This is a genomic window from Acidovorax facilis, from assembly GCF_050626955.1.
In the GTDB taxonomy this organism is placed as follows: domain Bacteria; phylum Pseudomonadota; class Gammaproteobacteria; order Burkholderiales; family Burkholderiaceae_C; genus Acidovorax; species Acidovorax facilis.
Genome location: NZ_CP192460.1, coordinates 1,241,780 through 1,255,143, shown reverse-complemented (window position 1 = coordinate 1,255,143; position 13,364 = coordinate 1,241,780). Strand labels below are relative to the sequence as shown.

Here is a 13,364-nt window from a genome sequence, read left to right as displayed (position 1 = left end):
CTCCCTGACCTTTACTCTTGCCCCGCGAACCAGTGTTCGCGCGCCTTCATGATCAAGGCTTTGGCATCTTCTTCAGACTGTCCGGTCAGGTCGGTCAGTTCATCAATGGCCAGATCGGCCAGGTCGTCACGTGTGTGCACACCGCCTTCAGCCAACTTGGCAATCAGCTCGGGGGTGAGGCCTTCGAGGTCGCGCAGGTCCTGGGAGACCTCTTCCACGCTTTCCTCACGGGCGATTTCCATCGTGAGCAGCGCATCCTTGGCACGGGCACGCAACTCGTTGACGGTGTCTTCGTCGAAGCTTTCGATCTCCAACATTTCCTGCAGCGGCACATAGGCCACTTCTTCGAGGCTGTTGAAGCCTTCGGAGATCAGGATGTCGGCGATTTCCTCGTCCACATCGAGCTTTTCCATGAACAGCTTGCGGGCCGTGTCGGTCTCGTTGGCCTGCTTTTGCGCGCTTTCGGCGGCGTCCATGATGTTGATCTTCCAGCCGGTCAGATCGGACGCCAGACGCACGTTCTGACCACCACGGCCAATGGCGATGGCGAGATTTTCCTCGTCCACGACCACATCCATGGCGTGTTTTTCTTCATCGACCACGATGGAGGACACGTTGGCCGGGGCCAGGGCTCCGATCACAAACTGTGCGGGGTCTTCGGACCACAGCACGATGTCCACGCGTTCGCCAGCGAGTTCGTTGGTCACCGCATTGACGCGGGTGCCACGCACACCGACGCAAGTGCCAATGGGGTCCACGCGCTTGTCATGGCTCAGCACGGCGATCTTGGCGCGCGAGCCGGGGTCACGGGCGCAGGACTTGATTTCCAGCAGGCCTTGTTCGATCTCAGGCACTTCGTTGCGGAAGAGTTCGATCATGAACTCGGGGGCCGAGCGCGACAGGATGATGGGAGCGCCGCGCAGCGTCAGGTCCACTTCCATGATCATGGCACGCACACGGTCGCCACTGCGCAGGTTTTCCTTCGGGATCATCTCGCCACGGCGCAGACGTCCTTCCACACGGCCGGATTCGACAATGATGTCGCCCTTGTCCATGCGCTTGACGGTGCCGGTAAAGATTTTCTCGCCGCGCGACATGAAGTCGTTGAGCAGCATTTCACGCTCGGCGTCCCGGATCTTCTGCAGGATGACCTGCTTGGCAGCCATGGCGCCGATGCGGCCGATCGGCACGGACTCGACACCTTCTTCGATGTACTCGCCCACTTCGATATCCGGAATGCGGTCCTTCGCATCCATCAGCAGCTCTTCGGCCTCGGGGTTTTGCAGGCCGGCATCATCGGGCACCACCAGCCAGCGACGGAAAGTCTCATAGTTGCCGCTGTCGCGATCCACGGACACACGAATGTCCACCTCGCCCTGGTACAGCTTCTTGGTAGCCTGGGCCAGGGCCGACTCCACGGCGCCCAAGACCACATCACGCTCCACGTTCTTTTCGCGCGAAATGGCCTCAACCAACATCAACAATTCGCGATTCATGCGACGACTCTCCTGTTTCAATCACCCGAAGGCGGAGGCTGCGCGCGGCTGCCACCCACCCCAATTTTTCAGCAGCCACTCAGGCGGGTGCCGCCCCAGCCTTGCCTGCACGCCCCTTGAAATCCACGATGGGCGCCAGGCGCACATCCCGAACCTCGTCCAAGGTAAAGCCCAGCGCCTGCAATGGGGCGGGCACACGTTTCTTGCTGACCCTTTGACCTGGCTTGACCGGCGGCTCGTCACTCCAGACGATCTGCCACCCCCCAGCCTCGGCGCGCTCCAGCGTGCCGCGAAATTTCTTGCGGGTGGCATTCACCTGCCCCGCCGCCGCCGCAACGCCGATGGGCGCCTTCAGGGTGACGTCGATGACCGAACCCTCGAAGCGGACAAAGTCTTGCTCATGGCGCAAGGGGCGATCGATGCCGGGGGACGACACTTCGAGGCGCTTGTACTCGACGCCATCGACCTCCAGCGCAAACTGCAGCTGGCGCGTGACCTTCTCGCAATCCTCGACGGTCACGAACTGCTCAATCACGGGCTGGGGCGCATCAGCGGCCGGCTGCACCCAGGGCAAGTCGATGGTGACGCGCAGCAAACCGCCAGCGGAGCGTTCGATCTCCACCAAGTCATACCCCAGGCCCGTCACAATTTGTTCAACGACTTGCTGCAATGCCACGTGTTCAGTTCAATCCCGGAAAAACAAAAAACCCGATAACCCCCGGAGACTCTTCCCCGACAGCTTCGAGCTCCAAAAGCGTTCGACCAAAAAAAACGGGCGGTTGGTACCCGCCCGTTTGGTCGTGAGAATCGTATTGTAGCGCGCAAAGTGTTGATTTGCAAAGGCGCGGACGGGCAAAACTGTTGTCAACGCGCCCAGGCCAGTGTGCATGCGGCCTGCCGGACGATATGGTGCCAAAACGGCACCTGGCGCTTATCCAATCGGCGCGAGCAGCTATGACAGTGATAGCGGCTGCAGCAGCTCGGCCAGATCGCCCTCGGTGAACAGCGGCTCCTTGCGTGCAGCGGAGTCGCTGTACAGACTGCCCGCCAGCTGCGCCTTGCGCTCCTGCAGCGCCAAAATTCGCTCCTCAATCGTGCCCTGCGCAACCAGTTTGATCACCCATACGCTCTGTGTCTGTCCAATGCGGTGGGCGCGGTCGGTGGCCTGGTTTTCCACCGCCGGGTTCCACCAGGGGTCGTAGTGAATCACCGTGTCGGCCTGCGGCAGGTTCAGCCCCACCCCGCCCGCCTTCAGGCTGATCAAAAACAGCGGCACCTGCCCGCTGGTGAACTGTTCGATGATCGCGTCGCGCTTCTGGCTCTGCCCCGTGAGCTTGACCCAGGGCAGGTTGCGTTTTTTCAGCTCACCCTCGATCAGCGTGAGCATGCTGGTGAACTGCGAGAACAGCAAAATGCGCCGCCCCTCGGCCAGCATCTCGGGCAGCAGCGCCATCAGCTGGTCCAGCTTGGCCGATGTCTTGACCTTCTTGGCAGCATCCAGCGGCACGAGTTGCGGGTGGCAGCACACCTGGCGCAACTTGAGCAGCGCATCGAGGATGGTGATCTGCGACTTGGCCAGCCCCTTGGTCTGCAAGGCTTCGCGCACGGTTTTTTCCATACCCAGGCGGATGGTTTCGTACAGATCGGCCTGCGTGCCGGTCAGTTCCACGGGCATCACCGACTCGACCTTGGGCGGCAGCTCGCCCGCCACCAGGGCCTTGGTCCTGCGCAGCATAAAAGGCGTGACGCGCGAGCGCAGCTGCGCCATGCGCGCGCCGTCGCCCTGCTTTTCGATGGGCGTGCGAAACACCTCCTTGAAGCGTGTTTGACTGCCCAGAAAACCTGGCATCAAAAAGTGGAACAGGCTCCAGACTTCGCCCAGGTGGTTTTCCATGGGCGTGCCCGACAGGCACAGCCGGTGGCGCGCCTGCAGCTGGCTGACCACCTGCGCGGCATGCGTGCTGGCGTTCTTGATGTTCTGCGCTTCATCCAGCACCACCAGGTGCCACTGGTGCGCCAACCAGCGCTCGCGGTCGCGCTGCAGCAGCGAATACGGGGCGATGACCAGATCGTGTTCGGTGACTTCATCGGCCACTGCATGGCGACCCGCGCCATGCAGCACCAAGCATCGCAGGCCTGGGCAAAAGCGCGCGGCCTCGCGCTGCCAGTTGCCCATCAGGCTCACGGGCGCAATGACCAGTGCAGGGTCTGTCAGCCGCCCCGCATCTTTTTCGACCTGGATGTGTGCCAGGGTCTGCAGCGTCTTGCCCAGGCCCATGTCGTCGGCCAGCACACCGGCCAGTCCGTGGGCATTCAGAAACTGCAGCCAGTTCAGCCCCTGCTGCTGGTACGGCCGCAAGGTGGCCTGCACGCTGGCGGGCAAAGGCACCTCCGGCAAGGCGCCGACGCCCTGCAACTTGGCCGCCATGGCGCGCAAGGCATCGGCGCCCTGCCACACCGCGCCCTCGCCCAACGCGGCGCTGGTGCGCAGCGCGTCCATGCGCGAGAGCTTGAGGCTGTCGCCGCTGAAATCGTGCGCGCGGTCGCCCACCAGATCCAGCAAGGCCGCCATCCAGGGGCGCAGGGTGTTGGTGGGCAGGCGCACAAAGCCTGGGCCGTTGTGCGATGGCAGGTACACATGCGACGGCAGTTGGGGCAGCCCCGTCGCAGGGTCCAACGGCTGGGCCGCCGCGGCGGCAATCAGCTCGGGCAGCCAGGGCAGGACGTTGTGGCGCACGCCGTTGATTTCCATGCCCAGCGACAGCGCAAACCAGGGGGATGTGGCCTCATCGTCGCCGCTGGGCTGCAGCGCCACGTCCAACGTGTCGGCATGGGTGATCCAGCCGTTCAGCGCGGCATCCCGCGTGAGTTCAAACCCCGCGTCGCGCAGCACCGCAAAGCCGTTGTCGGCCCAGTGCATCCAGTCGTTTTGCGATTGCTCGCCGGGAATGCCGAACAGGCCATCGTCCGTCCCCAGCAGGCCCAGGTCCATCAGGCGCTCGATGGCATCCAGCTCGGCCATCGCATCGCGCTGCAACAGCACCTGGCCGCCGTCAGCGCCCGACACCAGCACGCCCAGCTCCTGCCCGGCCCACCAGCCCACATGGCCCTGGTAGTCAAACCGCAGCTGGGCGGTGATGAGGCCGAGGTAGGGAACATCGGATTCAGGCACGGGCGCCAGGTGCAGGCGCGCCACGGGCTTGGCACCCTGCAAACGCGTCAGGGGGCTGAGCACCGGCGGCAGCGGCAGCATGCCGCCCAGGCGGCTGACCACATCGGCGTGGTGCTTTTGCAGCGCGGCGGTGCCCAGCGGGGGCGCCTGCAGCAGCAGCTGCAGTTGTGCGGCACTCAGGCCCTCGGCCAGCACGGGGCCACACAGGCCCTGGTCGGTGTCCAGGTACAGCGGCGGGTCGTTGGCGCACAGCGTGGCGCTGGGGCTGGGCAGGCGGGCCTGCAAGGTCCAGGCGTTGTCGCCACCGTCGCCACCACCGGACGCGACTTTTTCTTTCCAGGCCCAGGCAATGGGCAGCGGATCGCCCCAGCGCAGCGGCACGCCCACCGTGGAGCCGCCTGCATCCACAAACAGACGCCCCGTGGCAGCCGCCTGCTGCAGTGCCAGCAGGCCTACAGCTCCCTCCAGCACGCCCGACGGCGCGCCGCTGTAGGCCGAGTAGTAACCCAGGCTGCGCGGCATGGCACGCAGCAGCTGCAGCAGCTGGCGGTCGGCATCGGTGGCGCGGTCGTACACCGCCTGGCCGGGGCCGGGCTGGGTGCGGATGGTCTTGGGCTTGGCCCAGCCGCCGGTCACTTTGGCGTAAGACACCACGGCCTCGATCTGCAGCTGCGGCGCGCCAGAGCGCAGGCGCCCCACGGTGGAGAGCAGATAGAGATAACACTCGGGCCGGTCTGCGCGCGCGCCCGGCGGGGGCGGCACAGCGTTGTCGGCGGCCAGGTCCCAGTCGTGCAGCCAGCGCACCAGGCGCGCCTCGGCCTCGGCGCGGGCCTGGGCGGCCACGCGGTCTTGCATGGCCTGCAGCGCCTGCACAGCCTGGGCCGACAGGGGCGCGGATGAGGGTGCGAGTGCCGGGCCCGAGCGCAGATGCGCCGCCTTCAGCGTCAGCGCCACAGCATGTTTGCAGTCTTCACCGACCGGGCAGCTGCATTCGCCCGACCACGCGCTGACCTGGCCGTTGGGCGCCAATTGCAGTTCTACCGACAGCCCATACGGCTCGGGCTGGGTGCCCTGCACCTCGCCATGGATGGTGAAGGCGCTGTCGCCGCGTTCCTCGATGTCGATGTGGACCACCGCCGCCTGGCGAAAAAGATCCATGCCCCGCAACCAAGCGCCTTTTTCGCACCGGGCCTGCAGCGAGTTGACGGGAAACCAGGGTGCGGAGGAGGAAGACACAAAGTTCAAAGAAAAAACGCCTCTTGCGCGCGACCATCAAGCCCAATTAGCTATCAAAACAGGAGCAAAAACTCGCAGTGCCTCAGCGCCCGCGCGCGGCCCGCACGCGCTCGAACACGCCCTGGGCATCGGCCCCTGCCCCGGCACCGCTGCCGGGGGTGGCCGACTGCAGGCTGGCCAGCAGCCGCGCCAGCACCGGCGCCTGGGGCAGCAAGGGACCCAGGAACAGCGCACGCTCGCCGTCGGCAATCAGCAGCGTGGGGAAGGTTTCCACGTCGAGGTCGCCGGCCAGATCGGATTCGTCCTCGATGTCCACCCATTCAAACCGCACGTCCGGATGCGCGCGGGCCAGCTCGTCAAACAGCGGGCGATAGATGCCGCAGGTGCCGCACCAGGCCGCACACAGGCACACGGCCCACCAGTCACCGGGCGTAGCGGCCGCAGGGCTTGAGGGGGTGGACGGGGGCAGTGTGGCGGGGCTGGACATCAAACGGGCTCCTGGGGCTGGCGCAGCAGTCCGTCAACACCAGCGGACCCGCTACAAACCACGCCGTTCGCGGGCGCGGTAAACCTCGATGGTACCCACACCCGGCGCCTGGTTGCCCCAGCTGTTGCGCACAAAGGTCGTCACCGCCGCCACGTCCTCGTCGGACAGAAACTGCTGGAACGGTGGCATGCCGTGCGGGCGCGGGTTGCCCGCCGTGGCAGGCAGGTAGCCGCCCTGCAGCACCACACGCACCAGGTTGGTCGGGTCGCTCAGCGTGATGGCTCGGTTGCCCGCCAGCGCCGGGAAGGCGCCGGGTTCGCCCTGGCCTTCGTCGCCATGGCATTGGGCGCAGTGTTGTTCGTACACCTTGCTGCCACGCGCCATGGCGCTGGCCGGGGGCGCGGCTGGCGTGGCGGGCGCCTTGCGCTCTTGCTGCGGCAAGGCCTGCAGGTACACGGCCATGGCGCGCGCATCGGCATCGGTAAGGTACTGGGTGCTGCGGAACACCACCTCGGCCATGGGCCCCAGCACTGAGCCCTGCGGGGCCACGCCGGTTTTCAGCAAGGCCACCACGTCGTCGGTCGCCCACTCCTTCACGCCCGCCTCATGCGCGGCATTGAGCGCAGGGGCATACCAGTTCTGCACCGGGATCAGCCCGCCGGTAAATGCCTTGGCGTCGGTGGTGGCGCCCAATGCGTTGCGCGGCGTGTGGCAGGCGGTGCAATGGCCCAGGCCGTTGACCAGGTAAGCGCCCCGGTTGTATTCAGCCGACTGCGTGGGTTCGGGTTGAGGCGCCCCGGGCGTGAAGAACAGCGCCCGCCAAACACCCAGCGCCGCCTGCGTGTTGTACGGAAAACGCAGCGCGTGGTCGCGGTTGGCTTCAGCGGCGGCGGGCAGGCTGTGCAGGTAGGCAAAGATGGCGTCCGAATCCTCGCGCGTCACCTGTGTGTAGTTGGGGTACGGAAAGGCCGGATACAACAGCCGCCCGTCCTTGCTGCGGCCGTGGTGCATGGCGCGCCAGAACTCGGCCGAGGTCCAGCTGCCGATGCCATGCGACTTGTCGGGCGTGAGGTTGGAGCTGTGCACCACACCAAACGGCGTCTCGATGCCGCGCCCGCCCGCAAACGGCGCTCCGCCCTGCGTGGTGTGGCAGGCCATGCAGTTGCCCACGCGGGCCAGGTATTCGCCGCGCTGCACCAACTCGGGCGTGGATTGCAGCGTCTCGCCAGCGGGCAGAGGCTCTTCGCCGCGCAAGTTCAGGCTGATCAGCAGTGCTGCCGCAATGCCCAAGGTGGCCAGAACGGAAGATATTGTCCAGAGGATGCGTTTCATCGGTGCATCCCTTCTCAACGTGCAGCCGCAGCGGCCACGGGCACTTCGGCCACACCACCGCAGCGCGCGGGCATCGCAGCAGGCAAGGTGCGGGCGGGCTTGCCCCCCGCCGCCACGGGCTGGGCGGCCAACCAGGCCGAGACAGCACTCACATCGTCGGGCGTGAGCTGGCGGGCAATGTCGGCCATGCAGTCGGGCAGATGCGCCCCGCGCTGGCCGGTCTTCCAGGCGCCCAGCTGGCTGTTGAGGTAGTCGCGCGGCAGGCCTAGCAGGCCGGGTATGGACGGGGTCACACCCGTCATGGCTGCGCCATGGCAGGCCACGCAGGCGGGGATATTGCGGGCCACATCGCCCCCTTGCACCAGCTTGCGGCCTTGCTCCAGCACAGCGGCGGGCGCTTGTGGTGCGGGCGGCGGCGGGTAAGGCAAGTCCAGCGCTGCAAAGTGCTCGGCCATCTCGCGCAGGTAGTCGTCGGTCAGGTGTTCAATCAGGTAAGTCATCTGCGGGTAGCTGCGCCGCCCGTCCCGAAAGTTGAGCAGTTGGTTGGCCAGGTAGCCCGCCGGTTTGCCCGCAATGCGCGGAAAGTACCCATCTGGCGTGGCCCGGCCCTCTTTGCCGTGGCACGCGGTACAGGCCAGCACGCGCGAGGACATGGACGACACGGGCACCGTGGCCGCAGGGGCGGCAGGGGCGGCAGGAGGCGTGCTGGCGGGCACCGTCTGGGCCGCAGCGCCAGCCGTCAACGCCAGCGCCACCAGGGCAGCCGCGCCGGGTGCGGAAAAAACAGGGCGCAGCAAGCCGCGCAGGCAATCGATCATGGGGATTTTTCCGTGGGGAAACGGTCGGCGGGCACCTACAAGCCGTGCGCTCGGGGCATGCATCAACACAAGCCGACACTCTACGCCCAGCGGCAAAAACAGTACAGATTCAGTTTCCTGTTAAAAATACAGATCAGTTTGACAAGCAGCCAGCCCCACCACCCCAATGAAACGCTACGAACGCCACGCTGACACCATCGCGCAGCTCATCCACAGCGGCGCGCTGCGGCCTGGCGACCGCGTGCCTTCGGTGCGCGAGGCCAGCCGCACGCGGGGCATCAGCCCGTCCACCGTGTTCGAGGCGTACTACCTGCTGGAGGCCCAGGGCCTCATCCACGCCCGCCCGCGCTCGGGCTACTACGTGAGCGCCCGGCTGCCCAGCACGGCCGAGGCCCGCCCCGCCGAGCCCCTGCCCTCGCAGCCCGCCGCCATCTCCACCGGCGTGGCGATCAGCGACCTGGTGTTCGAGGTCCTGGGCCTGGCCCGCGACCGCGACCTGGTGCCGCTGGGCTCGGCCTTCCCGGGGCTGGAGCTGTTTCCGCTGGACCGCTTGGCGCGGTGCCTGGCCAGCGGCATGCGCAAGCTCGACCCGTGGAACATCGTGCAAAGCCTGCCACCGGGTGACGAACGCCTGCGCCAGCAGATCGCACTGCGCTACGGCCTGCACGGCATGGCGGTGGATGTGGAAGAAATCATCATCACCAACGGCGCGATGGAGGCGCTCAACCTCTGCCTGGAGGCCGTCACCCAGCCGGGCGACGTGGTGGTGGTCGAATCGCCCACCTTTTACGCCGCGCTGCAGGCCCTGGAGCGGCTGAGCCTGCAGGCGCTGGAAATCGCCACCCACCCGCGCGAAGGCATTGACCTGGCCGCGCTGGCCGAGGCGCTGGAGCGCCAGCCCCCCCACCAGCCCATCAAGGCCTGCTGGCTCATGCCCAGCTTTCAAAACCCTCTGGGTAGCCTGATGCCGGAGGACAAAAAACGCGAACTCGTGGCACTGCTCGCCCGCCACCAGATCCCGCTGATCGAGGACGACGTCTATGCCGAGCTGCACTTCGGCCCCCAGCGCCCGCCGCCTGCCAAGGCGTTTGATGGCACGGGGCTGGTCATGCACTGCAGCTCGTTCAGCAAAAGCCTGGCGCCCGGCTACCGCGTGGGCTGGGTGGCGGCGGGCCGCTTTGCCACGGCGGTGCAGCGGCTCAAGCTGATGACCACCCTATCAGCCGCCACACCATCGCAGCAGGCGCTGTCCGAATACCTAGCCCAGGGCGGCTACGACCGGCACCTGCGCGCGCTGCGCCGCAGCCTGGAACAGCAGCAGGCGATTGCGCTGGCGGCGGTGGCCCAGCACTTCCCGCGGGGCACGCGCGTGTCGCGGCCCGAGGGGGGCTACTTTTTGTGGGCAGAGCTTCCGCAGGAGGTCGATGCACTGGCGCTGCATCGCCAGGCACTCGCGCAGGGCATCAGCCTGGCGCCCGGGCAGATTTTTTCGGCCGACCGGCGTTTTGCGCACTGCGTGCGCATCAACTACGGGCACCCGGCACACGACCGCCTGCAACCCGCCCTGGAATGCGTGGGCCGCCTGGCCACTGTTCTGGCGGCCGAGGGTGCGCGCACACCCCCTGGTGAGCGCACCAACAACTCAAATCTATAGAGCGGCGACGCAGCACAACCTGTCCGGCACAGACACGGGTCTGAGCCAGGGCGAAAACAAAAAAGCACGCTGAGGATGCCCCTCAGCGTGCTTTTCTTTTGATAGCTACCTGCGCTTGATGGGCAAGCGCCAGGGCCTGTTTTTATCCATATCCCTCGTCGCTATCCCTCAGGCGGGGGCATGCCCGCTCAGAAGCTCTCCCATTCGTCGTCGTTGCCCCCCTTGGCTGCGGCTGCAGGCGCTGGCGCGCTGGCAACCGGGGGCCTGGTGCTGGCGGCAGGGGCGGCTGCAGGGGCGGCCGCGCTGGCCTTGGGCGCTGCCAGGCTGGCCTGGGGTTTGGCGGGCTTTGCGCTGCCGATCTTGCTGGCGCCTTTGGTCGCGCCTGCACTGCGTTGGGCGGTGAATGCAGGGGCAGCGATGGGCGCTCGGGGTGCCGGTGCTGGCGCGCTGCGCATGGCGTTGGCGTCGAGCTTGAACACGGCCACGGCGTTGACCAGTTCGCCCGCCTGGGCGTTCAGGGCGCTGGCAGCAGCCGCCATTTCTTCCACCAACGCTGCGTTTTGCTGCGTGGCCTGGTCCATCTGCGTGACCGCTTCTCCCACCTGGCCCACTCCTGCGCTTTGTTCGCTGCTGGCGGCGCTGATCTCTCCCATGATGTCCGTCACTCTGCGGATGGAGGCCACCACTTCGGTCATGGTGGCCCCTGCCTTGTCCACGAGGGCCGTGCCTTGTTCCACGCGCTCTACGCTGGCGGTGATGAGGGCTTTGATTTCCTTGGCGGCTTCTGCGCTGCGCCCTGCCAGGCTGCGCACTTCGCCGGCCACCACCGCAAAGCCCCGGCCTTGTTCTCCGGCCCGGGCGGCTTCCACGGCGGCGTTCAGGGCCAGGATGTTGGTCTGAAAGGCGATGCCGTCGATCACGCTGATGATGTCGGCGATCTTTCTGCTGCTGTCGTTGATGCCTTTCATGGTCTCGACCACTTCGGCCACCACCTCGCCGCCTTGCACGGCCACGGTGCTGGCGCTCACCGCCAGCTGGTTGGCGGCCCGGGCGTTGTCGGCGTTCTGGCGCACGGTGGAACCCAGCTCTTCCATCGAGGCTGCCGTTTCTTCCAGCGCACTGGCCTGCTGCTCCGTGCGGGCCGACAGGTCGTTGTTGCCCGAGGCAATCTGTGAGCTCGCCGATGCAACCCCTTCCGCGTTCTGGCGCACCGAGCCCACGGTGTTCACCAGACTTTGCTGCATGCGCTGCAAGGCGCCCAGCAGGTGGCCGGTTTCGTCCTTGGAACTCACGGTGATCTGGCCACTGAGATCGCCGCTGGCCACACGGTCGGCAGCCTCCACGGCCTGCGCCAGGGGGCGGGTGATGGAGCGGATGATGGTGATGGCGAGAAAGACGGCAATCGCAATGGCGAGCACGCCAGCGATCAACACATCCCGTTGCAGCGCAGCGGCGGCAGCTTCGGCCCGCTCACCTGCTTTGACCGTGGTCTGGGCCTGAAACTCAACCTGTTCGTCGATCGCAGCCTGGTAGGCCCGCTGTGCCGGGCGGTATTGCTCTTCCAGGAACTTGGTGGCTTCGTCCCTTTGACCTTGTTGGATCATCGTCAGATATTGATCCCTCAACTTCACGAAATCGGCACGCCGCTGCTGCATGCGCGCGAGGAGTTCCTTGCCTTTTTCAGAGGTGATCAGCGCATTCAAGGTTTTGTATTGCGCCTCCACGTCCACTGCGGCGGCAGATATCTGGCTTGTTGCCGACTTCACGACGGACTCCGTGGTGAAAATCGCCAGATTACGCACCTGGATGGCTTGCTCATTCACGCCATCAGTGAGTGCGCCCAAAGCCTTGGTAATCGGTATACGAACGTCAATCACGTCCTTCAGCTCTGCGCGCTGGCTCGCAGACTGGATCAGGCTGACCGCCCCCAGCGCGATGAGCAGCAGCACCATGACGGCAAACGCTACGGTAAGTCGGGTTGATATCTTCAGCTGATTCATCCTGCTTCTCCTCTGGACTGGTGGTGGTTTGAAGGTGGTTTTTTTGGCTGTCACCACCTTATCCGTGAGCGATCTTTGTCACCAGTGCTATTTCGCCGCAGCGCAGCAACTCCGGCCTGGGCGCCACAGATCACCCTGCACTCGCCCCGGCATTTATTGACAAAACGCCGCATCCGGTCGGTTCAGTGCGCTCCCCCCCTGTCGCAGCCCCGGCCTGCCCGGTTGGGATTGGAGAGCTAGCTCCAGTCCCAGCCCCGGTGCGCAGGCAAAAAAATGCTACCTTCCACAGCGGCCCTACCGCCGGTGCGCCCCCGCTTTTGACTGACGATCCGATGCCCCTTTTCAGCAACAAAGAAACCGATCCCAACCACATCCCCGCCCCGGGCCTGCCCCTGCTGGCACTGGAACTGCGGGCGCCCTGGGAGTTTGGCGCGGTGCTGCCGGCCTGGCCGGTGCTGCAGCGCGCCCCGCTAGGCGACGGCCACACGGTGATCGTGTTTCCGGGCCTCACGGCAGGTGACGCCACCACCGTGCCGCTGCGCCGCTACCTGGATTCGCGCAACTACGACACCCTGGGCTGGGGCCAGGGCCTGAACCTGGGCCCCCGCGATGGCGTGCTGGAAACCGCCAAGCGCCAGCTGCAGGAGGCAGCCCAAGCCAGCGGCGGCAAGGTGAGCCTGGTGGGCTGGAGCCTGGGCGGCGTCTATGCCCGCGAGCTGGCCAAGGAGATGCCCGACCTGGTGCGCTGTGTGATCACACTGGGCACGCCATTCGCAGGGCACCACACCTCGACCAATGCCTGGCGCATCTACCAGTTCGCCAGCGGCCGCAACATCGAGCGCGAAACCGAGAGCTACAACCTGCCCGAAGCGCCCCCCGTGCCCACCACCAGCATCTACTCGCGCACAGATGGCGTGGTGGCCTGGCGCGGCAGCATCCAGGCCCCGGCGGCGCACAACCCGCACACCGAAAACATCGAAGTGGTGGCCAGCCACTTTGGCATCGGCCTGAACCCCAGCGCCTGGTGGGCCGTGGCCGACCGCCTGGGGCAACCGCATGGGCCGCAAGTGGTCTGGCAGCCTTTTCAGCGCCCCCGGGTTCCGGGCTTGCACCTGGTGTATCCAGATCCCCACCGCTAAGCGACTTGCGCGGGGCTATGCAGCCAGTCC

At 66.1% G+C, this 13,364-nt stretch carries 9 protein-coding genes; 2 read left to right on the top strand and 7 right to left on the bottom strand.

Features of this window, described 5'->3' with window-relative positions; genetic code table 11:
* Nucleotides 1-11: 11 nt before the first annotated feature.
* The 6 genes from nusA to ACQ4MJ_RS05630 form a co-directional block, all read right to left on the bottom strand.
* Nucleotides 12-1,496: a transcription termination factor NusA gene (gene nusA / locus ACQ4MJ_RS05655; protein WP_121420486.1), complete on the bottom strand. Its 1,485-nt coding sequence runs from the start codon at nt 1,494-1,496 to the stop codon at nt 12-14.
* Between the two features lie 79 nt (nt 1,497-1,575).
* Entirely contained in the window at nt 1,576-2,172 is a 597-nt protein-coding gene (gene rimP / locus ACQ4MJ_RS05650; protein WP_218300146.1) for a ribosome maturation factor RimP, read from the bottom strand.
* A 276-nt stretch (nt 2,173-2,448) separates the two neighbouring features.
* Entirely contained in the window at nt 2,449-5,826 is a 3,378-nt protein-coding gene (locus ACQ4MJ_RS05645; protein ID WP_431173694.1) for an SNF2-related protein, read from the bottom strand.
* Nucleotides 5,827-5,986: 160 nt separating this feature from the next.
* Nucleotides 5,987-6,391, bottom strand: coding sequence for a thioredoxin family protein (locus ACQ4MJ_RS05640; RefSeq protein ID WP_431149584.1), 405 nt, complete (start codon nt 6,389-6,391; stop codon nt 5,987-5,989).
* Between the two features lie 51 nt (nt 6,392-6,442).
* Nucleotides 6,443-7,723 (bottom strand): c-type cytochrome, encoded by a 1,281-nt coding sequence (locus ACQ4MJ_RS05635; RefSeq protein WP_431149585.1) that lies wholly within the window; start codon nt 7,721-7,723, stop codon nt 6,443-6,445.
* A gap of 14 nt (nt 7,724-7,737) precedes the next feature.
* Nucleotides 7,738-8,541, bottom strand: a complete 804-nt coding sequence (locus tag ACQ4MJ_RS05630) for a c-type cytochrome (RefSeq protein WP_431149586.1) — start codon at nt 8,539-8,541, stop codon at nt 7,738-7,740.
* A 166-nt stretch (nt 8,542-8,707) separates the two neighbouring features.
* Between ACQ4MJ_RS05630 and ACQ4MJ_RS05625 the strand changes: the two genes are divergently transcribed.
* Entirely contained in the window at nt 8,708-10,195 is a 1,488-nt protein-coding gene (locus ACQ4MJ_RS05625) for a PLP-dependent aminotransferase family protein (RefSeq protein WP_431149587.1), read from the top strand.
* 188 nt (nt 10,196-10,383) lie between these two features.
* On the opposite strand, the gene ACQ4MJ_RS05620 is transcribed toward ACQ4MJ_RS05625, so the two are convergent.
* On the bottom strand, nt 10,384-12,195 hold the full coding sequence (locus ACQ4MJ_RS05620) for a methyl-accepting chemotaxis protein (RefSeq protein WP_431149588.1): 1,812 nt from the start codon (nt 12,193-12,195) through the stop codon (nt 10,384-10,386).
* 332 nt (nt 12,196-12,527) lie between these two features.
* Here ACQ4MJ_RS05620 and ACQ4MJ_RS05615 point away from each other — a divergent pair, with 332 nt between their 5' ends.
* The gene (locus tag ACQ4MJ_RS05615) at nt 12,528-13,334 is read left to right on the top strand and encodes an esterase/lipase family protein (protein WP_055398168.1); all 807 of its coding nucleotides are present in this window, start codon (nt 12,528-12,530) and stop codon (nt 13,332-13,334) included.
* Nucleotides 13,335-13,364: the final 30 nt, after the last annotated feature.